The organism is Rhodococcus sp. 3258, assembly GCF_031456475.1.
Classification (GTDB): Bacteria; Actinomycetota; Actinomycetes; order Mycobacteriales; family Mycobacteriaceae; genus Rhodococcoides; species Rhodococcoides fascians.
Genome location: NZ_JAVDUT010000012.1, coordinates 1 through 24,451, shown reverse-complemented (window position 1 = coordinate 24,451; position 24,451 = coordinate 1). Strand labels below are relative to the sequence as shown.

Below are 24,451 nucleotides of genomic sequence, written 5' to 3'. Positions count from 1 at the left end.
GGCTCCTAAATGCCGAGGTACGCCGCTTTGACGCGTTCGTCGTGTGCCAGTTCGGAACCGCTGCCGGTCAACACGATCGAGCCGCTCTCGATCACGTAGGCGCGATCGGAGATCGCCAGTGCCTGCGCGGCGTTCTGTTCGACTATCAGCACCGTCACGCCGGAGTCGCGGATGCGCACGATAGCGTCGAGAACCTCCGCGGCGAGTTTCGGTGCCAGTCCGACGGACGGTTCGTCCAGCGTCAGCACCCGGGGACGGGCCATCATGGCTCGTCCGATGGCCAACATCTGTTGTTGCCCACCGGACATGGTGTCGGCGCGTTGTTCCCGGCGTTCGGCGAGGATGGGGAACAACTCGAAGACCGAATCCAACGACGAGGGTACGGTTCCGTGCTTCTGCGAGTAGGCACCCATCTCGAGGTTCTCGGCTACGGAGAGGCTACCGAACAGCGCGCGGTCCTGCGCCACGTGGACCAGACCCGCCTTGACGATTCGATCGGCACGCATGCCGTGAATGGGGTTTCCGTCCAACATGATTCGGCCACCCGACGTGGTGACGAGGCCGGACAACGCACGTAGCGTCGTCGTCTTACCCGCACCGTTGGCACCGATGAGCGAGACGATCTCGTTCTTGTCGACCCCCAGCGTCAGTCCGTGCAGAATCTCCAGCCTGCGGTAGCCGGCGTGGAGGTCGTCGATTTCGAGCATCATGCGGTCTTCTCCTCACCGAGGTAGGCCTCGACGACTCGTTCGTCGGCGACGACAGTGCGCGGGTCGCCCGAGGTCAACACAGCGCCCTCGTGCATGACGACCAAACGCTCGGACAACGCCATCACCGCTGCCATGATGTGCTCCACGAACATCACCGTCTGACCTTGCTGATGCACGCTGCGCAACAGCTCGATCATGGGTGCGCGCTCGGCGGGGACGAGCCCGGCCAGTACTTCGTCGAGGAGGACGACCCGCGGCTCCATCGCGAGAGCCCGCGCGAGTTCGAGTCGCTTCAACCCCGCCGTGGACATGGTCGAGACCTTGCCGCCGACCTGATCCGACAGTTGGACCCGGTCGAGCACCTCGAGCGCGTGGCGTCGAGCATCTTTGCGTGACTTACGCTTCGACAGTGCGGCAATAGTGACGTTCTCGAGTACCGACATCGACTCGAAGGGGCGCATCAACTGGAACGTACGAACCAGACCGGCCCGCGCGATCTTGCTCGCCGGCCATCCGGTGATATCCGTTCCGTCGAAGATCACTCGGCCTGCTGTCGGGGGCTGCTCACCCGACAGCAGGGAGAACAGCGTCGTCTTACCTGCCCCGTTGGGGCCGATGATGCCGAGGAATTCGTGCTCGGGCACGTCGAGGCTGACCTCGCGTACCGCGTGGATTCCCGAGAAGGACTTGCTCAGGTTCTCGATGCTCAACAGGCTCATCGGTTCCACCTCTCACGGATTGTCCCGAAGATTCCCTTGGGCAGGAAGATCACGATCAGAATCAGGATCACCGAGTAGGCGGCGACGTCCAAACCGATTGTTCCTTGCAGGAATTCGAGGAATTGCGGCGGATTTCTGAGCAACTGGTTGATCAACTCGGACAGCGGCCCGATGACGGCGGCACCGATCACCGGACCCCAGATCGTTCCGATTCCGCCGATGACCGCCGGCACGATGGCTTCGACGGATACCGCCGAGCCGAAGGCCTGCTCGGGGCCGACGAAGAAGTAGTACTGCGTGTAATAGACGCCGGCGACGGCGGTCAGCGCACAACTCGCCGCGACGGCGATCAGCCGATACTTCATCGTGTCGATACCGAGCGATGCTGCGGCTGTCTCGTCGTCGCGGGTGGCCTGGACGAACTGGCCTGCACGAGAACGCGTGTAGAAGATGGTGCCGAGAACTGCGAGAGCAAGTATCACCAACGGGATCCAGAGGTAGTTGGCGCTGCCCTTCTCGAATTGCAGCATCCACCACGAATCACGAGGCAGGATCGGCACATTGAAGCCCTCGGTCTTGTTGAAGACCTCCAGGTTCTGCACCAACAGCAGGAACATCTGAGCGAAGGCGAACGTGGCCAGCGCGAAGTACGAACCGGCAAGCCGGTAACGCAGGCACAGATAGGCGATCAGTGTGCCCACCACAGCGGCTATACACGCGGCCACGATCATCGAGATCCACGGCGACACATCGTGTTCGACGAGCAGGAACGCACCGGTGTACGCACCGATGCCGAAGAACGCGGCGTGGCCGAAGCTGAACATGCCGCCGAAGCCGCTCATGATGTTCCAGGCCACTGCCATGATCGCGAAGATCAACGTGCGGACGGCCACCGTCTGCGCCTGCTCGCCCAGCATCAACGGCAATGCCGCGACGACGACGAATCCTATTGCCAGCGTGATCAGTTGGCGACGAAGCCACGTGTCCTTCAGTCGTGAATCGTCGTGCACCGGGGTGGGTGCGGTACCGGTCGTTGTCATCGGCGAGCTCCGTACAATCCTTCGGGCTTGAGAAACAGGACGAGGACGAACACCGCGAACACGAGGATCAGCGACCCCGTTCCGGGTAGGTAGAGCGCGCCGACCGTCTGCACGAGCCCGATGATCAGCCCGCCGACCACGGCACCGACGACGCTGCCGAGTCCGCCGAGAACGACGATGACGAACGCCAGAATCGTGAACTGCTCGCCGACCGACGGTGTGAGGCTGGTGAACGGCGTCATCAATCCGCCGGCCACAGCCACACAGGCCGCGCCGATTCCGAAGGTGAGAGCGTAGACCCGGCCGATGTCGACGCCGACGAGCTTGGCCCCCTCCGAGTTCGACGCAACTGCCCTGATCGACAAGCCGAGCGGCGTCCGCTTCAACACGGCGGTCAACGCAACGGCGACGAGCGCAGCACCGATGAACGCCACCACACGTGGCCATGATGCGACGGCCCCGAGCACGTTCAGCGATCCGTCGATCGGTGCCTGCACCGACTGTGGACGTCCGCCGAAGATCATCAACAGCACGTTGATGATCAACAGCGACAGACCGAGAGTGACCAGCAGCGGGCCGTCGTGGCTCCCGCTGATCGTCAGCTTGGTCAGCAACGTCGCCTGCACGATCATGCCGAAGACGAACATCAGCGGAACCGCCACGAGTGTCGCAACGTAGACCGGAAGGCCTGCCGTGGACAAGGCGTAGACGATGTACATGGCCATCGTCAGCATCGCTCCCTGGGCGAAGTTGACGATGCCGAGAACGCCGAAGATGAGCGTCAACCCGACCGAGATCAATGCGTAGACGCCGCCGAGCAGCAGACCGGAGACGACCGCCTGGGTGACCAGTCCCTGGTCCTTACCACCGACGAAATAGATGACCGCCATGACGACGACGATCGCGGCCAGCACGGGAGCACCGGGGCCGAGACCCGAGAGTCCGCGCTTTCCCGCCTTGTCGACGGTGGGGGCCGTGGACGTCATTGTCCCGCCCCTACCGGGAACTCGATTGCGTCCGTTGCGAACTCTTCGGGGAAGACCTGGGCGATCGCACCGTCGCGTACCTGGGTGACGATGACGGTCGCGTTCTTGTTCTCACCGGTTTCGTCGAACTCGATCGGCCCACTGAACGCGAGCAACGGATCCTCGATCGAGACGCCCGCAATCGCGTCCCGCAGATCCTCGGGGTCGGTCGAAGCGCCGCCTTCCAAGCCGGCCGCGATAACCTCGACTGCCTGGTAGGACAACATCGCTGCCGTTTCCATGGGTCGCCCGTACTGAGCCTCGAAGCGTGCACGGATGTCGGTGACGCGGTCGCTGGTGGCATCGAAGTGGTAATTGGCACTGAGAACGCCTGCGCCGGCAGCACCGGCATCGCTCGGGAAGGAGCTGTCGTCGAACGCGCCGTTGGCAATTCCGTACACGCCCTTGACGTTCAGGTTCAACTGCTCGACCGCGCGAGCGATCAACAACCCGTCCGGGTAGTAACCGGTGGCGACGATGACATCGGGATTGGACACGGCTGCCTCCCGAACCTGGGTGGTCGCGTCCGAGAAGTTCGTTGCCGGATAGGTGATTTCCTGCACGGAGGAGATTCCCTGATTTGCTGCTTCGGCCTCGAAGGCGTCGAAGACGCTGTCGCCGAACGAGCCTTCGATGTGCAGATACGACACTCTGTCGATGGCCTGGCCGGTCTGCTCCTCGATCGCGGCGAGCGCCTTGGCACCGTCGGTGCCCATGCTCGAGGCATTCGGCTGCATACGGAACGAATACTGGTAACCCTGTTCGAGAATCTTGTCGTCCACCGCGACGTCGATGACCAGGGGCACACGAGACCGTTCGGCGACCGACGCGACGTTCTGCGTCACGTCGCTCTGGTACGTACCGACGAGGGACACGGCACCGTCGTCGATCAAGCGTTGTGCCTCGCTCTGGCCGACTTCGGCCTTGCCCTGGCTGTCACCGGACACCAGTTCGAGTGACCGCCCGTCGAGGGCAGCGATGCCGCCTGCCGCATTGATGTCGGAAACTGCCAGCGCTGCACCGTCGTTCATCAGACCACCCACACCGGCGAGCGCACCGGTGGTGGGGTGCACCGAGCCGATCTTGATCGGCCCCGAATCGTCCGAACCCGATGAGGATCCACACGCTGCCGCACCCACGACCGCAACCGCTGTCAGCACACCTACGAGCTTCTTCATTGTTGTGTCTGCCTTCCGCACCCACCGGCGCCGAGTCGAACAAGAGGGCGGAACTCGATCGTTCCGCTGAGCGCACCATCAGATTGATGACTTTTCTCGCTGGAACCGAGTATGTCATGCATCACGCGCTCAGAACAGGACCTTTCGTCAAATTCTTGTTACGGGTATGGTTCGCCCAGCGGAACGCTGGAACATCCGAAAGGTGACACACATGGTCAGCAAGCCGGTACTGGAAACATCGACGGGCACGGAGTCGGCAGATCGTGTCGCCGATGTGCTCATTGCTTTCGCACAATCCGATCGGGCCCTGGGGGTTTCGGAGATCGCACGCAGACTCGAACTGAGCAAGGCCGTCGTGCACCGAATCCTGCAATCGCTGGCGTCACGCTCGATCGTGCAGCCGGTCGTGGGAGAGTCGACATACGCCCTCGGTCCTGCGGCTATCGGCCTCGGAACCAAGGCGTGGAGCCAGCTGGACGTCAGGTCCGTCGCTGCCCCGGTCCTGCGTTCCCTGCGCGCTCAAACCCGTGAGACCGCAACTCTGTCGGTCCTCGTCGGGCATCGACGCGTGTACCTCGACCAATACGAGAGCCCGCAAGAGGTGAAGATGGTGGTCGAGATCGGGCCCCAGTACGCCTTGCACTCAGGAGCATCGAGCCGCGCGATATTGGCCTTCCTGCCCGAACGCTTTGCGGTGGAGGCCTTCCAAGAGCTGCGGGCACACTCCCCCGATGCCGACGAAAGTCGCTTCCACGCAGGACTTCAGGACATCCGCACCAATGGGTACGCCACCTCCACGAACGAGCGGAACACCGGAGCTGCCTCCATTGCGGCACCGTTCTTCGACGGGGCCGCACATGTACTCGGCTCTGTCAGTTCGTCCGGTCCGGCCTTCCGCTACTCGTCCTCGGCGGACGACGAACACATGATTCATGCCCGCCAGGTGGTCGCCGCCGCGACATCGATCACCCAGATCCTGGAAGCTCGTACAAGCCGATGACACTGTCCTCCGCCCGGTCGTTTCTCTATGTTCCTGCGGTCAAGCCCGAGCTGTTCGACAAGGCAGTACGAGGCGCGGCCGACGCCGTCATCATCGACCTCGAAGACGCAGTTCCGTTGCCGTACAAGGAACGAGCTCGCCACGACGTCGCGCAGTGGCTCGACATCACAGAGCCGACCGCCACCGAAGTATGGGTTCGCGTCACCCCCGAATTCCTCGAGGAGGATCTCGACGCGGTAGGCAGGGTGGGGATCACCGGCATCATGGTTGCAAAATGTTCGGTGGATTCGCTCACCCATGCCGACCGAATTCTCTCCGAGAGAGGGCTCCCCGATGTCGAATTGATCGGTCTCGTCGAAACCGCCCACGCACTGCGTGCCTTGCCGGAGATGGCCCGCTGCAACCGAATTCGCACGTTCGGGATAGGCGAGGTCGACCTCTTGGCAGACCTGCGCATCACCCGCTCCGAGGACACGGCGACGGTGATCGACGGAATCCGCACGAGCATCGTGATCGACTGCGCTGCAGCTGGTATCGCAGCCCCGATCGCACCCACATCGACGGACTTTCGAGACCTCGCCGGCTTCGAGACCACCACCGCACGGTTTGTCGAGATGGGCTTTCGAGCCCGAACAGCACTGCACCCCAGCCAGGTGCCCATCATCAACGCCGCACTCACACCCACCGACGAAGATGTGAACGCCGCTCGGAGGTTGCTCGAGCTGTACGACGCAGCTCACGGAGGACCGACAGTCGACGACTCCGGCCGATTCGTCGACGAAGCCGTGGTTCGTGGAGCTCGGGAAGTCCTGGCTCGCGCGTAATCAGCCGAACTACTGCACCGCCCAGCCGAGAACTGGGCGGTGCAGCGCTTCTACTGGTTCTTCGATACCGTCAGGGGCGCAAGCAGTTCGGTGATGCTCGACAAGTCGCCGAGTGCATGGCAACGACCGGCCAACGCACCGAGCTCGGGCTCGCTCAGGAACTGTTGCGCGTTGCTGGTGAACTTGGCCGACACCTCCTCGAACGACAGCGGCCTTTCCGGACCACCGCGAGTCGTCAGGACTTCTTCGACGAGTACGGAACCGTCCGTCATCGTGGCCGTCAGGACCGCCGGGAACTGATGGGGGAAAATGGCGTCGCACCGTGAATCCGGCACCACCGAGATCTTTGCCATCAACTCTCGCCGCTGCGGATCGTTGGCCAACTCGTTGGAGTAGTCCTCGAGAGCGGCACCGAGTCCCCCACCGCCCAGCAGTCCGACGACCACGGCGTACGGGCCGCTGAACTGAGCCATATAACCGGTTGCAGGAGTGCGCTTGACCTCGATGGGTTCACCGATCGTGCGCAGGTTCGCGGCCGGGACACCCAGCTCCAATGTGCCGATGTCCTCCAACATGATTCCGCGCTTGCGGAGCGCAGCCCCTGCGTCGATGGCGGCGTGGGTGAAGTGGTTGGCCGGATACGGCTTGAAGAATATGGCCGGAACCGCCCACTCGGTACCGAGGCCGGCGACTATTTCGTTTGCCCGGCCCGGTTCGTGCAACCAGGCTTGGAAGAACCCGAACCGGCCCTCCAGGACCGTCGGCGGGCCGGTGATCCCGTGCCGGGACAGTCCCGCGGCCGACAGTGCGGAATGTGCGGCCCACCCGCAGTGCATGCGCTTGACGGTCCCGCCGGTGCGGTTGGCCTCGATGATGCCCGATGCCATGGACGCCGCAATGCCCATGGTGTCGACGATCCCGGTCTCGGAGGCACCCCCGATGACGGCAGCCGCTACGGCACCACCCATCGCGCCGCAAATGGAGGTTGCGTGTTGGCCGTGCTCGAAGAACACTGAGTTCTTGGCGTCCGGGTCGAAACCTGCCATGCCGAGCCGAACGCAGACCTCGAGGCCGATTGCGATGCCGCGCACCAGGGCGCGGCCGTCGGCACCGTGTTCTTGGGCAGCCGCCAAGGCAGCGGGAACCACGCTGGCGCTCGGATGCAGGATAGAGGGCAGATGTGTGTCGTCGAAGTCCAAGGAGTGCGCGAGCACCCCGTTGACGAATGCGGCGAGCATGGGCGGTAGCGCGACGTCGACTCCGATGGCTGTCGCCGTCGCAGTGCCACCCTGTTCGCACGCCCATGCGATGGCGGCGCGGCTGGTATCGAGGTCCGTGGCCGCGACCGCGATTCCGAGAGTGTCGAGAACGCGCATACCGACCGAGGCCACCACATCTTCGGGCAGATCCTCGTATCGCGTGTTCACAGCGAACCGCGCCACCTGCTGCGCGAGGGTGAGTTCACTCATGCGGACGTCACCGCCAGAGGGCGAGCCGGCGAGCCGGTTGCACCGAAGATGTTCAGCGGCACCAGCAGGAACGTGAACTCGAAGATCTCCTGACGCGACAGTTCTTCGAGGTCCAACGCTTCGATGATGTAGATTCCGCTCTCCACCAACAGCACTCGGTGCGCGGGCAGGAGGGCGTGACCTCCGCCGGGGGCGAGTCGTTCGAACGCGATGGTGTCGGCACCAGCCGCGTGCACCTGCAGGGCAGCGAGCCACTGAGCCCCGGCTTCGCTGACCCCCGGCACGCCGGAAGGGCCTCCGACGTAGGGCAGGCCTTCGTCGAAGAGCTGACCCCAGCCGCTGCGAATCAGCACTACGTCGCCGGTACCGATCTCGACCGACTGTGCAGCGCAGGCAGATTCGAGATCGTCGACCGTGATCTCGTAACCTCCATCGCAGCGACCGACACCGAGAAGCCTGGGGATGTCCAGCAGTACACCGCGCCGGATCATCGGTGCGATGGTGTGCACGCCGTGCTCCACGTACTTTCCACCGAGGCAGGACTGGCCCGCGTCGGCACCGCCGTGCAGTTTCCCGTTGTGACTCACGTGCGCAAGCGCGTCGATGTGGGTTCCGACGTGGGTACCCGTGGTGATCATGTCGTTGGCTGCACTACCGCCGTCCGACCGTGTCATGTCCCCGTGTCTGCGCGGCAGCGTGTGCCAGAACTGCGGGTGATTGGGCGACTGCGGCATTCCCACCCGCAACTGCCTCCCGAGATCCACCGTGTGCACGCCCTGCTGGACGGCATCGAGGAGTTGATCGGACATTGATTGTCTCCTTCTACTCGCTGAGCGCGCCGATCACGTCAGCAATGCGTTCGTTTCGCTAAGCGGAACATCGTGGAGCGACCCAGTTCACAGCGAAGCGTTACCGTCAGAGTAACAGCCCAGGCATTATCGGTTGCGTCATTGACGATCAGATCTTGTTACTTCTAACCTTCAACAATGGACGGTTCACTATCGTTTCGCTCACCGGAACATGAGAACTCCGTCGCGCGGCTCGCCCAGGAAGTCGACACACTTCGGGGCCGGCCCTTGCCGGACGACCTCGCCGAGCGCGCCAAGCTCGTTCTGTTGGACCTACTGGGCGTGACACTGGCCGGGGCGCGCACCACAGAGATGACACGATTACGCGCCCACTGGAACGCCGAACCCGGCTCGACGCACCCGCTCGGCGGACCCCGCGGCACCACGGTCGAATCGGCTGCCGAACTCGACGCGATTGCCTCGTGCTGCCTGGAACTCGACGAAGGAAACAAGTACGCCGCTGGACACCCCGCCGCGCACGTGGTGCCTGCAGCGATCGCCGCAGCGCGACTTGCACCCCAGCAGGTCTCCGGCCGCACCTTCCTCACCGCCGTTGTTGCCGGATACGAAGTGGCGGCCAGGTTCGGCTATGCGCTGACGCGGAACAACGCATGGCACACCCATGGGCATTGGGGTGCGACCGGTGCGGCGACTGCGGCCGCCGTCGTTCACGGATGCGACCTCGATGCCGTTGCTGCAGCAATCGATTCGTCCGCGGCGTTGGTACAGGTCGCGCCGTGGGCTGTGGTGCTCGACGGTAACTTTGCACGCAACCTCTGGGTCGGCGGTGCGGCGCGGGCCGGTACGAACGCCGCACGACTGGCCAGTGCGGGCGTGGTGGGCAACACCGGTGCGATCGAGCATTCACTGGGCTCGATCATCGGCACGCTGGACCTGGCGAAGCTCACCGGGAATCTCGGTGAGCGATGGCTGACTCTCGAAGGTTATTCCAAGCAGCATGCGAGTTGCTCCTACACACATGCCGCCATCGACACCGTGCAGAGTCTGCGCAGCCATGCCGACTGGTCAGCCGACGACATCGCAAGGGTCGTCGTGCGTACACATTCACTGGCGGAGCCGCTGTTCCAACGCAATCCGAGCACTCGCCTCGGCGCGATGTTCTCGCTACCGTTCGTCGTCGCTGCTGCGTTCTTGTCCGACGCGATCGACGTCGACGCGCTCGATCCGGATGGTCCCGCTTTCTCTCGTGCGCAACAATTCAGCGCCCGGGTCGATGTCGCCTCGGCCGAAGAATTCGATGAGCTTCTACCCGAGCGCCGGGCTGCCGAGGTGACGATCGAATTCCGAGATGGAACTGCCATGTCTGCCTCGACCCCGAATCCCGTCGGAGATGTCGACCACTTCCCGATGAGTTACGGCGACATCAGAGCCAAAATTGCCCGCCTGGTGGGAGAAAAGGATGCAGCAGAGCTTGAAAGCATCATCGAATCCATCTGCACGACGGACGACGTTGCCGGTGAACTGCGCAGGCTGCCTACGACCTAGTTTCTCCCGATACGAACCTCGTCCACGAATTCGTCTGCTGCCCAAGCCAATCGAGACCTGACCCGTTCCGGCAAGGTGACCGTCAATTGGACGAGGTACTGATCGACGATGTGGTGGACCACGACATACCTGGTCCGAGCGAACAGCGTCCGACCGTCCCACTCGTATCGACCCGCAATCGAAACGGACGGTAGACCGCAGAACGGGTCGCGGTCGTAGCTGACGTCGATCCATTCCGGAAGTGCCCGGGAGTCGCCGAACCCACAAGCCAGCAGGGTCTGCGGATCGAGTGACCGCGTCAACTTTCCGGTCAAGACTGCCGCGTTGGGAACGAACCCGTCGACCGCATCTGCAGGAGAACACAGCACCGCGGTGGCGTGCGGAAACAGGTGTGCAGGAACGAGATCCCACCCCGGCAGCGCGGAGAGCTCCAGACCGAACCTTGCGCATTCGTCGAGATGTACGGACACGAGCTCGACATCCTGCTGTTGCAGAACGCTCTGCATCGATTGCTCCCGCGTTGTCACTGGACGTCCCGTCGACCCGACATCGACGCCGCTCGGTCTGCTTCGATGCGATCGAGGAATCGAGGCGGTCGAAGTAGCTCTCGCGCGTCGTCGTGGGCAAGCTGCGCACGGCCCCAGGGATTGGCCCGACACCACTGCAGTACGGACAGCAGCGCGTTGGGTTCGACCTTCTTCTCGCACGCCATCAGGACCAGCACCTGATCCGTTCCACCGGCAGGGTCGCGATACACGACTCGGATGGTGGGGTACCAATGTGAATGCGATACCGCAGGATTCGGATGCGTCCGCGGCTGCAGCTCGACGATCCCGTCCCACTGGACAACCGTGATTGCAGTGGTGGCCTTCCATCCGCGGCGCCGGTAGATCTCCTCCACGAGGCCATCGGGATGCAGTGAAATTCGGGTCCGGTTGACGACGAGCACACTCAGTGCGAAAAACAGCAGACATATCGGAGCGCCGAAGTGCGACATGACTACGACGCCCAGGTCGTGACGCGTTGTACTTACCCGTGCGTCTCCTCCCAAGTGGATGTAGGACAGGCCGGACACCAACGCGAATGCGAGTATTCCGCTGCGATACAACACAGTCCCCCGCCCCGGCACTGCCACGCCTCGGCCGACTCCGGCGACAGTCACCGGTCGCACGAACAGCGACAGCCGCGCAGACCCGATGCCGGACAACACCTCGGCCGCTGCGAGCGGTATCAGCACCGCGAGCACCAGCGGCGACACGAGGAGAACGGTCTCCCCGGAAAGCGTCCCGAACAGGAGAACCGGAGCCACGATCGTCGCGGCAAGGACTGCAGACGAAACTCCGAGAGCTACCAGCCAACCCAGGTGAACACTGCGCCACGTCCGCACCCACAATGGATACTTCTGCGCTACCAGGCTCTTACGCAGCACGTCCTCGGTCTGGGGCGTGCGATCGTCTCTGATCTCGCTCATTTTCCTGCCGCCTCGAACAACTTCTCCACGCCGTAGCTGACGACTTGGCCCAGTGCGATCCCGGCAGCAGCGCCTGCCACCGTGCCGGGCCCCGGAAAAATGGAACCCGCCATGCCACCCACGGCTCCGAACGCCCAGGTCGTAATTGCTCCCGCGACTATCGGCGTCGCCTCGACGATCACGGCCTCGGCCGGGTTCACGCCCTCGTCGATTTTTCCCGCAATTCCGGGAATCGCACCGGCAACGACTCCGAAGACCCCGAGCCCGCGTCCGATGTTCTTGGCAACGTCGTCGACGGATTCGACACCGGGTATTTCCAGCGCCCGCCTCGTCACGGCGGCCATGCCTCCGACGACCGACGCTGCGATGGTCGACGGCCAGTCCGGCATCCAGGAGAACGACCCGTCCGGGTTCTCGACGAACTTTCCGGTGGGATTGTCGAGGGCGAGCGCGGTCAACCGCTCGGTGGGCTCGGCCAGCTGCTGCGCAGCGTCGAGAGCGACACTCGCGGCCTGGCGCAGAGCACTCTGGATGTCCTGGGTCAATTGATATGCTGCAGAACGGAGTTCGTCGGCTCGACGTGTCTTCTCGTCACCCAGGCTGTCGGGAATCAGCGCGATCATCCCTTCGGGATTCACCACACCGTCGGCCCGTACCGCGAACCCGCTCGTCGTAGCCGCGGACACCTGAGCCCGCACGTGCGCTTGGGCGGCCTCGACGATGTCGGCCGCACCTTCGAATGCGGCTCCGAGCGAGTCGATTTCACTGCAGACGGAGCTCATCCGGGAGCATTCGGCCACCACGCGATCGGCTGCGGCGCGTGCCGCGTCGCCGGTCCACGTCTCGGCCAGTGTGTCCTGCTCTTCCAAGACCCCGGTTCGTTGGCCGTTGACGCGTTCGACTATCTCGGCCAGTTCGATCATCGTCTTGCGCATCGACTGCGGCTCCCAGCCGGCGACGTGCGGCACGGTCGGGGTCATTTCGGCTGGTCCATCGCAGCGAGGCGGCGGGCAAGGTCGTCGTCGGTGATCTCGTAGTTCTGCGCGACACCACGGGCGATGTCCGCAACGCATTCGGCTCGGCCTGCCAGAGCGGCAACAGCTCCCGCGGCCGCTGCGGACGCTGCCGCACACGCTGCGCGAAAGTCGGTACCCTGCAGCGCATTCTCGGATGCTCGGAACGGGGCGAGGGTGTCCAACTCGGCGATCACCTCCCCCGTTCCCGACAGCACATTCGAGAACTGCCGCAGGATCACTGGATCCACATTCACTGTCATGACGCTCCCCCGAGTCGCACCGTATCGACGCCCGGTGAATCGGCGTCATCGGGTTTGACGCAGCGAGCCCGTTATCGGTTCCGTGCCGAAGCTAGGACCGCGACAGTTCCAGTCGCTCACGAAGCGGTGGTGGCACCAGCAGGTCGGGTGAGTCGTAGCCGGTCATGCGGATCCGGTTGACCGGGCCGTCGGTGCACCACTTCATCAATGCCAGAACGGCATTCGGCTCGGCTGCGAGCAAATGGATGCGAATCGCCATCCGGTCCGGTTGATCCAGCCGGTCGCGGGGACGCTCGATATCGAGCCCAGTCGCTCGGACATACAGTACGGGCTCGGTGAACCCACTCCCCCGCTTCTCTGACGTTCGGTACGTCGAGGCCTCGTACTGCTCCACATCGTCCCAGCGCACGAGGATGTCGTGGGTGCGCGGAAAGAAGAACATGCACGACCGTCTGCGTCTGACAAATCCGTCCGCGAACAAGCGCAGTTCGACGCTGCTGCGGAAGCCGAGCGTCGCCACCAGTACAACGATGGCAATTCCAGCAATCGGCATACCGGCCGCGCCGAACACGTCACTCTTCGACAGGGCGACCCCCATTCCTGACACCAAGAGGGACGCGACCGTGATCAACCAGAGCTTGGCGGTCCGAGGCGGAATGCAGACGCCGCTACCGAGCGCGTGGTCCTCGACGCGCCGAACGAATCGGACGGGGATTCCCCATCGAATCACGTTGTCGTTGAGCCCGATCCAAACGCAAGCCATGAGGGCAAGTAGAGCGATCGATCCGATCGTGTGCCCATTGTCGCTTCCGTGCACCTCGAGCCGTCCGCGATAGATCGCAATGGCTACCACCGCGACAATCGCGATGACGGCCTGCCACAGGCGGCCCAACGTGTTCGGCCAGTACGGGACCCAGATAGGTCGTTCTGCGTCGGTGTACTTCGTCTCACTCATGCGTCCCCCACAGTCGGTATCAGGTATTGGACGCACCGGTGGTGCGATCGGTTCCCTGCTGCTCGGTTCGATGAGACGGGGATCCAACGCGTACCGTTGGCGCGGCTAACGACTTAGGAGGGCGATCGCAATGAACGGCCGTCGATTATCGTTCGCTGCCGCGGCCGGACTCGCGGCCGCGATGGGCGTCGGACGATTCGTGTTCACGCCGCTGCTACCGATCATGGTCGACGCGGCGGAGGTGACCCCGAGCAGCGGTGCCGTCATCGCAACCGCGAACTATGCCGGCTACCTCGTCGGCGCGATCGTGTTGTCGGTGCGCCCGTCGATCAATACGACGACGTCGTTCAGGCTGTGGACGCTCGTGCTCATCGCAAGCGAATTGGCGATGGCTGCAGTGCATTCCACCGCAACGTTTTCGGCGCTGCGGTTCCTGGCCGGCCTGGCGAGTGCCGCGGTGTTCATCGCCTGCGCGAGCACCGTCACCAAGCACAGAGCCGACGGTGCGTCACCAGGAATCGCGTTCGGCGGCGTCGGTGCAGGTATTGCAGCGTCGGGCATTCTGACGTTGCTCGCCGGGCCACATCTGTCGTGGGAGGCGCTGTGGTTGTGCTCGGCGATACTGACTGCGGTGCTCGTCGCCCCGGCATGGACGCTTCGGGTACACCCCGAGCCTGCAGGGCGGTCCGAGGCGGGCGAGGTGAACGCCGGAACCCGCGCGGTGTGGCGGACATTGCTCGTCGCGTACTTCCTCGAGGGCCTCGGGTACATCGTCGTCGGCACGTTTCTCGTGGCAGCGGTCGGTGGCCACGGCAGCACGTCGGTGGGTCCAGCGGTGTGGATCGTCGTGGGATTGGCTGCGGTGCCGGCGACGGTGCTGTGGCAAGGGGTGGCACGCCGAACCAGCCTGCGCGAAGCTCTGGTAGCAGCGTTCGCCTTACAGTCCGTTGCCGCAGTACTTCCCGCCTTGACGGCGAACCCCGTCGCCGCAGTATTTTCGGCGCTGCTGTTCGGGGGAACGTTCATGGGCATCACGATGCTGACGATGAGCACAGCGCACACACTTCCCATCGGCCGTACCGCGGCGACACTGACCGCCGTCTACGGCGTCGGACAAGTAGTGGGGCCATTGGTGGTTGCGCCCGCAATCGGCGATTCGTACGCGATCGCCTTCGCCATCGCGGCCGGAGTGCTGGTGCTGGGAACCGTGGCTTCTGTGCGGATACTGCGGATGTCGGCGTAAGGCCACCCCCACATTCGGTTGGGTGCTGACGGGAAAAAGCCCACGTGACGAAGATCGCGTCAGCTGTGACCAGGGCCTTCGCTCTTGACGGTTCACGCGTACCTACCCAGGATGTTTCGTACACCCTCGGCGCAGGGAAGGCGTCGAGAATGCGCACAGGGCACATCGACCCCGAGGCGCGCTACTACATCCGAGGAGAAAAACTATGTCCACCACAGTGGCCGATCAACTCGTTCGCGGACTCGTCGACGCCGGAGTTCGGCGCATCTACGGAATCGTCGGCGACAGTCTCAACCCGGTGGTCGACGCGGTGCGTCGGACCGGAGGATCGGCCAAAGGCGGCATCGACTGGATCCATGTTCGCCACGAGGAAGCCGCGGCGTTCGCGGCATCGGCGGACGCGCAGACCACCGGCACCCTCGCCGTCTGCGCCGGCTCCTGCGGCCCGGGCAACCTGCATCTGATCAACGGACTGTTCGACGCACACCGTTCCGGCGCACCGGTTCTCGCGATCGCATCCCACATTCCCAGCAGCGAGATCGGGTCGGGGTACTTCCAGGAGACGCACCCCGATCGCCTGTTCGTCGAATGCTCGCTGTACAACGAGTTCGTCTCCACTGCCGAGCAAGCACCGCGCGTATTCCGCGCTGCGATCAACGCAGCGATCACCGGCGGCGGAGTATCGGTGGTGACGCTCCCCGGTGACATCGCCGAGTTGTCCGCTGCCGGCGCAATGGATCCCATCGCCATTCCGTCGACTCCCGTCGTCACTCCGCCCGCCGCCGACATCCAACAGCTGGCCGACGCCATCAACAATGCCGAGAAGGTCGCGATCTTCGCCGGCTACGGCGTCAAGGGTGCCCATGACGAGGTCGTCGCATTCGCCGACACCATCGGCGCTCCCGTCGGACATTCGTTGCGCGGCAAGGAGTTCATCCAGTACGACAACCCGTACGACGTCGGCATGACCGGTCTGCTCGGCTACGGAGCTGCGCACGCCGGTATCCACGACGCGGATCTGTTGATCCTGCTCGGCACCGACTTTCCGTACCAACAGTTTCTTCCCGAGGATGTCGCGACCGCGCAGATCGACATCGATCCGACCAAGTTGGGTCGCCGTACCTCGGTGAAGTACCCCATCCACGGAGACGTGCGTGCAACTCTGAACGCGTTGGCTCCGTTGGTCACTCGCAAGACCGATCGCCGCTACGCAGAGAAGTGGTTGGACAAGCACAACGATCTGATGGGTAAGACAGTCGGCGCGTACACCCGCAATGCCGAGAAGCTCGTCCCGATCCATCCCGAGTTCGCCGCGTCCGTGCTCGACGATCTGGCCGATGACGATGCCGTGTTCACCACCGACACCGGTATGTGCAACGTGTGGACCGCCCGATACATCAACCCCACCGGCAGAAGAGCTTTCGTCGCATCGATGCTGCACGGCTCGATGGCCAACGCGCTACCGCACGCCATCGGGGCGCAGTTCGCGCACCCGGGCCGTCAGGTCGTCTCCATCTCGGGTGACGGTGGATTCTCGATGATGCTCTCCGAACTCCTCACCGTGGCGATGTACAAGTTGCCGGTGAAGATCGTCATGTTCGACAACTCGACCCTGGGCATGGTCAAGGCCGAGATGCTCGTCGACGGACTCCCCGACTTCGGCGTAGACGTGCCACAGGTCGACTACACCGGAATCGCCAAGGCTGCGGGCATTCACGCGCAGCGTGTCGACCAGCCGGGTGATATTCGCGGCGCACTCGAAACCGCGTTCGCCACGGACGGGCCTGCCCTGGTGCAACTGATCACCGATCCGCTGGCACTGTCGGTGCCGCCGACCCTCACCGGCGAGCAGCTCAAGGGCTTCGCGCTCGCGATGAGCAAGGTGGTTCTCAACGGCGGTGTAGGAGAAGCAGTTCGGATGGCGAAGTCGAACCTGCGTAACGTTCCGCGTCCCTGATCGAGACCCCGCACCGGTGGTACGGCATATACCACCGGTGCTGTCGTCTACCGGATCTTGTCCCACAGCTCCCGCTGCGCCGCACGAGGATCCTGCACCGAAGCCGACTCCTCGTCGAATGTCATGACCGTTCGCTCCGACCCGTACGGGGCCCAGCCCGGGTCGCCTGCCGTGACAAAGTCCACCCAGGCGCGGTGAGTCCGGTCGGCGAGTTTCTGCGGAGGGTTCGGCCCGAGGAGCAACCCACCGGTGCCCTCGGCGAGGTTGTCGAAGACGAACGGGATCTCGATTGCATGGCAGGCACCCAGCTTGCCCTCGTACGACGGTGACGGCCAAGCGAATTCGTACATATACGTCGCGGAACCCGAACGAGCCTCGGCGATACGAATGACAGGAATTCGGAAGAACCAGTCGGTCATCGCGGCCATCATGACCTCACCTGCGGTGGCGTCGGGTGTGTCGGCGCGGTAGAGCTCGAGCACCCGGTCCGCGTCGGCGCCCATGCCCGCCATGGCCATGCGCAGCAGATTCTCGTCGATGTGCCGGAACACCCCGCTGGGTACGAAGAACAGCGCATGTTCGTCGGAGTTGGATCCGACCATGATCTCGACGTCTGCGGTGGAGCCGGCGGCGATCGCATCGATCGGCCGGGCCGGCACCACGTCCCCGTCGATGTGCGGCTCGTACGCCATGACATTGAGGACCAGCTCGCCCCACAGACGCGGATCGGGTTGCTTGGCAATACGATTCGACAGCGCGGTCTGCGCGGCCGTCAAGTCCACCACCGGCACCGAACCGAAACCGTCGACGGTGGGTTCCACACCGAGGTCCGACGCCAACGCCGCGGTGACCTTCTTCGCGGTCTCCTCCGTCAGCACATGGTGCCCGCCGCCGCTCTGCAGGATGGCGCGGCGGAACAGCCCCTTCGCGCGAGGCATCGACAGCAGCGTGCCCACACTCATCGCGCCCGCCGACTCCCCCGCAACCGTCACCTGGGCGGGGTCGCCGCCGAACGCCGCAATGTTGGCGGCCACCCATTCGAGCGCCGCAACCTGATCCAGCAGACCGCGGTTGGCGGGCGCTCCGTCGATCGCCAGAAATCCGTCGACGCCCAATCGGTAGTTGATGGTGACGCACACGATTCCGTCGCGGGCGAAGGCGGTGCCGTCGTACGTGGGTACCGCGCCGCTGCCGTTGGTGAACGACCCACCGTGAATCCATACCAGTACCGGCAACCCCGCAGCCTCGACGTCGGGCGTCCAGACATTCAAGTTCAGGCAATCGTCTCCGTCGATCGCCACCTCGGACAGAATCTGGTCGATCGGGCTGGGAAATCCGGGCTTGGGAGCCGTCGGGCCGAATTCGGTGGCCTGCCGGACGCCCTCCCACGACTCGGGTTGCTGTGGTGCCTGAAAGCGGTGTGCACCGAAGGGCGGTGCTGCGTACGGGATTCCCTTGAAGGCGCTCACCCCCGCAACTGTGCGACCACTGAGTTTCCCTTGCGCGACCTCTACGACCGGGTTCATCGGTTCCTTTCGGTTTCGAACGTGAGAACTCCATAGTGCACGCCCGGCCCACGTCGTCGACTCCGGTTGCGGTTATTCTCGACGGACCGCCCAAACCGGACATCGCGATCCGGAACTCGACCGTTTCGGAAGGCTCCACGATGGCCATCGACTACACCCGCAAGCCCTCCCAGCCAGCCCAGCCCGCCGCGTCGGTCAACCTGAGCAAGGTGACGCTGTCCAAGGCGTCGCCCACCATCAGTTTGACCAAGTCCGGTGAGAAGCAGGGGTCGATGCGGGTGAATCTCAACTGGTCGAGCGGGGCACCTGCCGCGCAACCGAAGAAGAAGGGCTTTCTGGCGAAGCTGGCCGCCGCGTCGTACGGCACCGGAGGGGTCGACCTCGACCTCGGCTGCCTCTACGAGCTGCGCGACGGTTCCAAGGGCGTCGTTCAGGCACTGGGAAACAGCTTCGGGTCGTTGCAGCAGCCGCCGTTCATCGCGCTCGACGGCGACGACCGCTCGGGCTCGGTCAGCGGCGGAGAGAACATGCACATCAATCTCGCCGACCCCGACAAATTCACGCGCATTCTGATCTTCGCGATGATTTACGACGGCGCGCCCAACTGGGCTGCGGTCGACGGCGTGGTGACCCTGTACCCCACCAGCGGTCCACAGGTGGAGGTTCGCCTGGACTCGGCCGAGAACTCGGCACGGATCTGCTCGATCGCGTTGCTGCAGAACACGTCCGCCGGGATCACCGTGACGCGCGAGGTGGAGTACATCCAGGGCAGCCAAGCCGATCTCGACAAGAAGTACGGCTGGGGAATGAAGTGGGCTGCCGGCCGAAAGTGACCTAGGACGCTGGTTTCGGTTGCGGCGGAACCATTTCCAGTCGCACACCGATCAAGCGAACCTCTCGACTGTGGTCGAGCCGGTCCACCAGGGCCACCGCGGCCGACGTGAGAGTCGCTGCATCGAAGGTTGGCGGGCCCGCGATCGGCGCGCTGACGGTATGCGTCTCGAACGGGGCATACCGGATCTTCAATGCTGCGCGGACCGCAGGTCGGTTCTCGCTTTCGATGTCTGCGAGCACCTTCGACGTCAAATTCGCGACCTCGTCCCTGATCACGGTCCAGTCGGCGACGTTGGTCTGGAACGTGACTTCCCGACTATGAGATCGCGCGACCCACGGTTCGGATGTCACCGGGGACAGCTCGATCCCCCTACCTTTCGTACCGAGCCACGGCCCGATCTTCGGCCCGAACGCCGCGGCAAGGTCTGCGTCGTCCGCATCGGCCAATTCACGGACGGTGGTGATACCGAGTGCAGCAAGCCGGGTGGAGATCTTCTTGCCGATTCCCCACAGCGCATCGGTGCCGCGCTCTCCCATCACCTCGTACCAATTGTCCTGGGTGAGTTGGTAGATACCCTGAGGCTTGTCGAAATCGGTGGCGATCTTCGCTCGAAGCTTGTTGTCCCCGATCCCGACCGAGCAATGCAGCCCGGTCGCATCGAACACCGCGTCGTGCACGGTCCTGGCGAATGTCCTCGGATCGTCGGTCTCGACGCCCAGGAAGGCCTCGTCCCAGCCGATCACCTCCACCACCACCCTGAGGGAACGCAACGTGTCCATCACCGTCGCCGACGCCTCGTCGTATGCCGGCTTGTCGACGGGAAGAAAGACGGCGTCGGGAATCTTCTTCGCTGCGATCCGCAGCGGCATTCCGGATCCGACGCCCTTCGCCCGCGCCTCGTAGGACGCCGTCGACACCACCCCACGCTCGGTCGGATCTCCCCTGCCGCCGACCACGACGGCTTTGCCCACGAGGTCGGGGTTCCTCAGCACCTCGACCGCTGCGATGAATTGGTCGAGATCGACGTGCAGTACCCAGCGCCGCCGAGTGGCATCGGTCGACGCATGCTCGGCCGTGGTGGTCCCGGTCATGGTCACCAGTGTGCCCGTGGTGTCTCATGGCGCAATGACGAAATCGATATCTCGGACCATCGGCCGGATCGTGCTGGGAGCATTTCTCGTCTTCGCCGGTCTGAGCCATCTGTTCTGGGCACGCAGCACCTTCGCGGCCCAGGTACCGACATGGATGCCCGTCGACACCGACTTCGTCGTCCTGGCTTCGGGCGTCGTCGAGATCGTTCTCGGTCTTGCTCTCCTGTTCTGGACTGCTCGCTCAGCACTCGTGGGATGGGTGGTGGCCGCCTTCTTCGTCGCCGTCTTCCCAGGAAACATCTCTCAATTCGTCACGCACACCGACGCGTTCGGTCTCGACTCGGATGCCGCACGCGGCATCCGACTGCTGTTCCAACCCCTTCTGATCGTGTGGGCGCTGTGGTGCACCGGTGCCTGGGCACAATGGCGCGCCTCGAGTGGGCGTCGCAGCCGGCGTCACTGAGCGGAGCTGTGCCCGGCCGGAACGATTCCATGGTGCAACAGAGCCACGTCGGGATGTGCGCGCGTACGGGATTTCCAGGCATTCTCCCCGTAGGTGTCGTAAATGGGGTTGTCGGGATCGTCCTCGACGCCACGTGAGTGCCGTGCCAGTTCCGGTGGCAGCGTGATGATCGGTACGACGGCATCGAGTGCGGGACTGAGGAAGTACGGCACCGATACCCGGTCGGTACCCGGCCCGGGGGCGATCACCCGATGCCGTGTCGCGCGGAGGTAGCCGCCCGTCGCCACCTCCAACAGCTCACCGATGTTGACGATGAACGCGCCCTCCAGAGGCGGTACATCGACCCAGGTATCCGCTGCCGTCTCCACCTGCAAACCGGCCGAGTCCGGTTCGACCAGGAGCAGCGTCAACACCCCCGAATCCTTGTGCGCACCCACACCCTGCGAGTGATCCGGCGTCCCCGGGTAGCGCACGACTTTCATCAACGTTGCCGGCGCGGTGCCGAACGCGTCGTCGAACACGTGCTCGTCCGCGCCGAGAGAGGCCGCCCAATGTCGGAGCAGCGCGAGTCCGATCTGCGACACCGATCGCTCCCACTGCTCGAACGTCTCGCGGAAGCCCTCGGGTTCGGACGGCCACAGGTTCGGTCCCTGCAAATTCCAGTAGCCCCGCGCATGCTCGATCGCCGGCCGCTCGGGACCGATGTCGATCTGCTCGCGCCAATCGACCCGACCGTTGGTCAGCTCGCCGCCCACTCGCGAATAGCCGCGAAAGTGTGGGCTCTTCAGTTGACTGATCTCGTCCTTGACGGCGTCGGGCACCGCGAAGAATGCCCGCGCCGAACGCAACACGTCGGCCATCCGGTCGGTGCCGATGCCGTGCCCGACGAGGTAGAAGAACCCCGAGTCGTGGGCTGCCTCGCGCAGAGCCCGTCGGAAGGTCTGTGGGTCGTCTTCGGACGACTCGAGATCGAGAACAGGGAGCATGACCCGATTGTCCTCCGCACCTGACGCATCGGCCAGCAGTGTTGAGATTCGATGAATCCCCGTGCCTGGATGCCAGCCTGGACGTCATGAGCCCGGAAGCACTCGACATCACCGTCGTCGGTCACGGCGAGGTGACCTACCCACCCGAACAATGCACGTTGTCCCTGACGGTGCGTACCGACGGCCGCAGCGCCGAGTCCGCGTCGGAGCCGGCGGGGCAACTCGTACGTGAGCTCACTCGCCTCATCGAACCCCTCTACAACAGTGAACACGGGCCGATCGATCGATGGACCATCGATCAGGTTCGGCGTTCCCGTCACCGCCCGTTCAACCAGGATGGCGAACAACTTCCGTACGTCTACCAGGCCGAGGCGTCCGTCGAAGTGAAGTTCAGCCAACTCGACCTGGTGGATGCCTTCGTGTACGCGGCATCCGCTCTCGACGGGGTCTCGATCGAGCACTTCGATTGGGACCTCACCGAACCGAGCAGGAAAGCCCACACCCATGAGGTTCGCGAACGTGCAGTGCAAGACGCTGTGTCCAAGGCAGAGGCCTATGCGTCGAGCCTGGGGAGGGTAAATGTGAAGGCTGTGGCCGTTGCCGATCCCGGGCTGCTGACGGGGTCTGCCGAACGCGGCGTCACCGAGCCGTCCCACCGCATGCTTGCCGCACGATCCGGGCCCGCCGCGTTCGCCCTGAAGCCCGAGAACATCACGATCTCCGCCAGCGTGCACGCCAGGTTCACCGCCTCCTGACGTGGCGCGCCTACCCTCGACATCATGAACCGCGACGATGCCCGACGCCTCTGGCCCCGGCCACCGCTGTTGCCTCGTCCGATTCTGATGGACCAGCGGTGGGAACGACTCGTCTTCCTGCACTGGCGAGTACCGAGTTCGGTCGTAGCGCCGCTGTTACCGGACGGGTGCGTACCGGACGAGTTCGACGGTTCGTCGTGGGTCGGTCTCATCGGGTTCCACATGGTCGGTGCCGGTCTCGGATATCGGCACCCGGTGCCGTACTTCGGGACCTTCGGCGAGATCAATGTACGGCTGTACTCGATCGACGCAGAAGGCCGACGCGGTGTCGTCTTTCGCTCCCTCGAGGCGACCCGACTCGCAGTCGTCGTGGGCACCAATGCCGCAAGAATCCCCTACCGGTGGGCATCGATCGATATCGACGACGACAAGCGAGCAATTTCCTACCGAAGCCGGCGGCTGGCACCGCCGAAACGCGGTGCGACGACGGACTTCGGCATCGTCCGGGGCACACGCGACATGTCCGACGACCCGCTGGCGGTCTTCCTCACCGCACGGTGGGGACTGCACACCGCGCTGGGCGGACGCCTGCTGTACGTGCCGAACGTGCATCGACATTGGGCCCTGGTGGACGCGGAACTGACCCACTGCTCGGATCAGTTGGTTGAGGCTGCGGGTCTACCGGGGGTCAGTACTCGACCACCCGACTCGGTGCTGTACTCGGACGGGGTCGCAACTCAGTTCGGCAAGCCCTATGTGCTGCGTGGTCGGTAGAAGATGACGTGCCCCGACGACAACTCGACGACCCAGTCCCCGCCCGCGTCGGAACTGGCAGTAACGCTCTCCCGAAGCACCAAGTAACCCGCGTCGAGCGGTAGATCGAAATTCAGGCAAGTTCCGTCGGAGAATTCTACGGAAGCATCGTCGCCGGTAGATATACGAACGACGGTCGCACCGATCGAGGGCAGACCCTCCCGAGTGGTTACTTCGTCGCTTCGGTGCGGCGGTGCCGGCCACGATTCGACGGTGCCCTCGGCACCACACAGAACGGTCGACCCGTCGGCCGCACAAAATTCCCACGACTCGACCTCCGGTCGTGGATGAGCCACAACTCGCGTCCGTCCGTCGAAAGTCAGACGGAGAACACCGGATTCGTCGAACTCGGCATCATCGCAGACGAGACCGAGCAACACGGCGAACGCACGAAGTCCCTCGAATTGATTGTCTTCGTCGACGACAAGATCATCGACGACGACTTCACTGAACGCGACAGTGGCACCGCCGTCGAATTCGATGGTCAGGTCGAAATCGAGCAGAACCTTGTGGACGCGCTGGCCGTCGACGGGAAGTTTCATCGAACACGACTGTGCCACACGAATCCAGCGCGGTACACAGTGCGCACGCCTTCTTTCGATTGTGTTGTGTGGGTGTTGGTTTCGAATGCAGAATGCCCCTGACCGTGGAGGGTCAGGGGCATTCTGGGATGTTGTGTTCGGCGGTGTCCTACTCTCCCACACCCTGTCGAGTGCAGTACCATCGGCGCTGGAGGGCTTAGCTTCCGGGTTCGGAATGGG

At 63.9% G+C, this 24,451-nt stretch carries 25 protein-coding genes and 1 rRNA gene; 9 read left to right on the top strand and 17 right to left on the bottom strand.

Annotation, left to right across the window (positions count from 1 at the left end; genetic code table 11):
- Positions 1-5 precede the first annotated feature (5 nt).
- The 5 genes from J2X62_RS23865 to J2X62_RS23845 are packed head-to-tail and all read right to left on the bottom strand — an operon-like array spanning position 6 to position 4,672.
- Positions 6-710 carry an ABC transporter ATP-binding protein gene (locus J2X62_RS23865; RefSeq protein WP_310183871.1) on the bottom strand — a complete coding sequence of 235 codons (705 nt, stop codon included), beginning with the start codon at positions 708-710 and terminating at the stop codon, positions 6-8.
- The gene (locus tag J2X62_RS23860) at positions 707-1,429 is read right to left on the bottom strand and encodes an ABC transporter ATP-binding protein (RefSeq protein ID WP_027497863.1); all 723 of its coding nucleotides are present in this window, start codon (positions 1,427-1,429) and stop codon (positions 707-709) included. The genes J2X62_RS23865 and J2X62_RS23860 overlap by 4 nt, the downstream gene beginning before the upstream one ends.
- Complete coding sequence (locus tag J2X62_RS23855; protein ID WP_052056402.1) at positions 1,426-2,469, bottom strand: branched-chain amino acid ABC transporter permease; 1,044 nt, start codon at positions 2,467-2,469, stop codon at positions 1,426-1,428. Before J2X62_RS23855 ends, J2X62_RS23860 begins: the two co-directional genes overlap by 4 nt.
- Positions 2,466-3,455, bottom strand: a complete 990-nt coding sequence (locus tag J2X62_RS23850) for a branched-chain amino acid ABC transporter permease (RefSeq protein WP_027497865.1) — start codon at positions 3,453-3,455, stop codon at positions 2,466-2,468. Before J2X62_RS23850 ends, J2X62_RS23855 begins: the two co-directional genes overlap by 4 nt.
- The gene (locus J2X62_RS23845) at positions 3,452-4,672 is read right to left on the bottom strand and encodes an ABC transporter substrate-binding protein (protein WP_027497866.1); all 1,221 of its coding nucleotides are present in this window, start codon (positions 4,670-4,672) and stop codon (positions 3,452-3,454) included. The genes J2X62_RS23850 and J2X62_RS23845 overlap by 4 nt, the downstream gene beginning before the upstream one ends.
- A gap of 211 nt (positions 4,673-4,883) precedes the next feature.
- Here J2X62_RS23845 and J2X62_RS23840 point away from each other — a divergent pair, with 211 nt between their 5' ends.
- The gene (locus J2X62_RS23840) at positions 4,884-5,672 is read left to right on the top strand and encodes an IclR family transcriptional regulator (RefSeq protein WP_032384779.1); all 789 of its coding nucleotides are present in this window, start codon (positions 4,884-4,886) and stop codon (positions 5,670-5,672) included.
- On the top strand, positions 5,669-6,496 hold the full coding sequence (locus J2X62_RS23835) for a CoA ester lyase (protein ID WP_094623272.1): 828 nt from the start codon (positions 5,669-5,671) through the stop codon (positions 6,494-6,496). The genes J2X62_RS23840 and J2X62_RS23835 overlap by 4 nt, the downstream gene beginning before the upstream one ends.
- A 50-nt stretch (positions 6,497-6,546) precedes the next feature.
- Here J2X62_RS23835 and J2X62_RS23830 read toward each other — a convergent pair whose 3' ends face one another.
- Positions 6,547-7,965 (bottom strand): MmgE/PrpD family protein, encoded by a 1,419-nt coding sequence (locus J2X62_RS23830; RefSeq protein WP_310183865.1) that lies wholly within the window; start codon positions 7,963-7,965, stop codon positions 6,547-6,549.
- Complete coding sequence (locus J2X62_RS23825) at positions 7,962-8,774, bottom strand: cyclase family protein (RefSeq protein ID WP_310183863.1); 813 nt, start codon at positions 8,772-8,774, stop codon at positions 7,962-7,964. Before J2X62_RS23825 ends, J2X62_RS23830 begins: the two co-directional genes overlap by 4 nt.
- Before the next feature lie 177 nt (positions 8,775-8,951).
- Between J2X62_RS23825 and J2X62_RS23820 the strand changes: the two genes are divergently transcribed.
- Positions 8,952-10,319, top strand: a complete 1,368-nt coding sequence (locus J2X62_RS23820) for an MmgE/PrpD family protein (protein WP_310183860.1) — start codon at positions 8,952-8,954, stop codon at positions 10,317-10,319.
- On the opposite strand, the gene J2X62_RS23815 is transcribed toward J2X62_RS23820, so the two are convergent.
- The 5 genes from J2X62_RS23815 to J2X62_RS23795 form a co-directional block, all read right to left on the bottom strand.
- Positions 10,316-10,825, bottom strand: a complete 510-nt coding sequence (locus J2X62_RS23815; protein WP_310183857.1) for an LpqN/LpqT family lipoprotein — start codon at positions 10,823-10,825, stop codon at positions 10,316-10,318. The two genes, J2X62_RS23820 and J2X62_RS23815, sit on opposite strands and share 4 nt — an antisense overlap.
- Positions 10,826-10,842: 17 nt before the next feature.
- Positions 10,843-11,790, bottom strand: coding sequence for a hypothetical protein (locus J2X62_RS23810; RefSeq protein ID WP_310183855.1), 948 nt, complete (start codon positions 11,788-11,790; stop codon positions 10,843-10,845).
- Positions 11,787-12,770, bottom strand: a complete 984-nt coding sequence (locus tag J2X62_RS23805) for a hypothetical protein (RefSeq protein WP_310183852.1) — start codon at positions 12,768-12,770, stop codon at positions 11,787-11,789. The genes J2X62_RS23810 and J2X62_RS23805 overlap by 4 nt, the downstream gene beginning before the upstream one ends.
- A complete protein-coding gene (locus J2X62_RS23800; protein ID WP_032388477.1) occupies positions 12,767-13,066 on the bottom strand; it encodes a type VII secretion target in 300 nt (99 codons plus the stop codon). The genes J2X62_RS23805 and J2X62_RS23800 overlap by 4 nt, the downstream gene beginning before the upstream one ends.
- Before the next feature lie 91 nt (positions 13,067-13,157).
- Positions 13,158-14,021, bottom strand: a complete 864-nt coding sequence (locus J2X62_RS23795) for a hypothetical protein (RefSeq protein ID WP_027497872.1) — start codon at positions 14,019-14,021, stop codon at positions 13,158-13,160.
- 130 nt (positions 14,022-14,151) lie between these two features.
- On the opposite strand from J2X62_RS23795, the gene J2X62_RS23790 reads away from it, so the two are divergent.
- Positions 14,152-15,264 carry a YbfB/YjiJ family MFS transporter gene (locus J2X62_RS23790; RefSeq protein WP_310183846.1) on the top strand — a complete coding sequence of 371 codons (1,113 nt, stop codon included), beginning with the start codon at positions 14,152-14,154 and terminating at the stop codon, positions 15,262-15,264.
- Positions 15,265-15,469: 205 nt separating this feature from the next.
- Positions 15,470-17,221 carry a pyruvate dehydrogenase gene (locus J2X62_RS23785; RefSeq protein WP_032384069.1) on the top strand — a complete coding sequence of 584 codons (1,752 nt, stop codon included), beginning with the start codon at positions 15,470-15,472 and terminating at the stop codon, positions 17,219-17,221.
- Between the two features lie 47 nt (positions 17,222-17,268).
- Here the strand turns inward: J2X62_RS23785 and J2X62_RS23780 are convergent, their stop codons facing one another.
- Positions 17,269-18,747 (bottom strand): carboxylesterase/lipase family protein, encoded by a 1,479-nt coding sequence (locus tag J2X62_RS23780; RefSeq protein ID WP_310183843.1) that lies wholly within the window; start codon positions 18,745-18,747, stop codon positions 17,269-17,271.
- Positions 18,748-18,887: 140 nt separating this feature from the next.
- Between J2X62_RS23780 and J2X62_RS23775 the strand changes: the two genes are divergently transcribed.
- Entirely contained in the window at positions 18,888-19,580 is a 693-nt protein-coding gene (locus tag J2X62_RS23775; RefSeq protein WP_032369113.1) for a Tellurium resistance, read from the top strand.
- A gap of 1 nt (position 19,581) precedes the next feature.
- Here the strand turns inward: J2X62_RS23775 and J2X62_RS23770 are convergent, their stop codons facing one another.
- Positions 19,582-20,673: a DNA polymerase IV gene (locus tag J2X62_RS23770; RefSeq protein ID WP_201011515.1), complete on the bottom strand. Its 1,092-nt coding sequence runs from the start codon at positions 20,671-20,673 to the stop codon at positions 19,582-19,584.
- 34 nt (positions 20,674-20,707) lie between these two features.
- Between J2X62_RS23770 and J2X62_RS23765 the strand changes: the two genes are divergently transcribed.
- Complete coding sequence (locus J2X62_RS23765) at positions 20,708-21,136, top strand: DoxX family membrane protein (protein ID WP_283315311.1); 429 nt, start codon at positions 20,708-20,710, stop codon at positions 21,134-21,136.
- On the opposite strand, the gene J2X62_RS23760 is transcribed toward J2X62_RS23765, so the two are convergent.
- The gene (locus J2X62_RS23760) at positions 21,130-22,122 is read right to left on the bottom strand and encodes a 2-oxoglutarate and iron-dependent oxygenase domain-containing protein (protein ID WP_310183837.1); all 993 of its coding nucleotides are present in this window, start codon (positions 22,120-22,122) and stop codon (positions 21,130-21,132) included. The two genes, J2X62_RS23765 and J2X62_RS23760, sit on opposite strands and share 7 nt — an antisense overlap.
- A gap of 86 nt (positions 22,123-22,208) precedes the next feature.
- Between J2X62_RS23760 and J2X62_RS23755 the strand changes: the two genes are divergently transcribed.
- Both J2X62_RS23755 and J2X62_RS23750 read left to right on the top strand, forming a co-directional pair.
- Entirely contained in the window at positions 22,209-22,877 is a 669-nt protein-coding gene (locus J2X62_RS23755; RefSeq protein WP_310183835.1) for an SIMPL domain-containing protein, read from the top strand.
- Between the two features lie 24 nt (positions 22,878-22,901).
- Positions 22,902-23,651, top strand: coding sequence for a DUF2071 domain-containing protein (locus J2X62_RS23750; RefSeq protein WP_310183832.1), 750 nt, complete (start codon positions 22,902-22,904; stop codon positions 23,649-23,651).
- Here J2X62_RS23750 and J2X62_RS23745 read toward each other — a convergent pair.
- Entirely contained in the window at positions 23,630-24,232 is a 603-nt protein-coding gene (locus tag J2X62_RS23745) for a DUF6188 family protein (protein WP_310183829.1), read from the bottom strand. The genes J2X62_RS23750 and J2X62_RS23745 overlap by 22 nt on opposite strands.
- Positions 24,233-24,367: 135 nt before the next feature.
- A 5S ribosomal RNA gene (gene rrf, locus J2X62_RS23740) occupies positions 24,368-24,451 on the bottom strand; the annotation flags it as partial.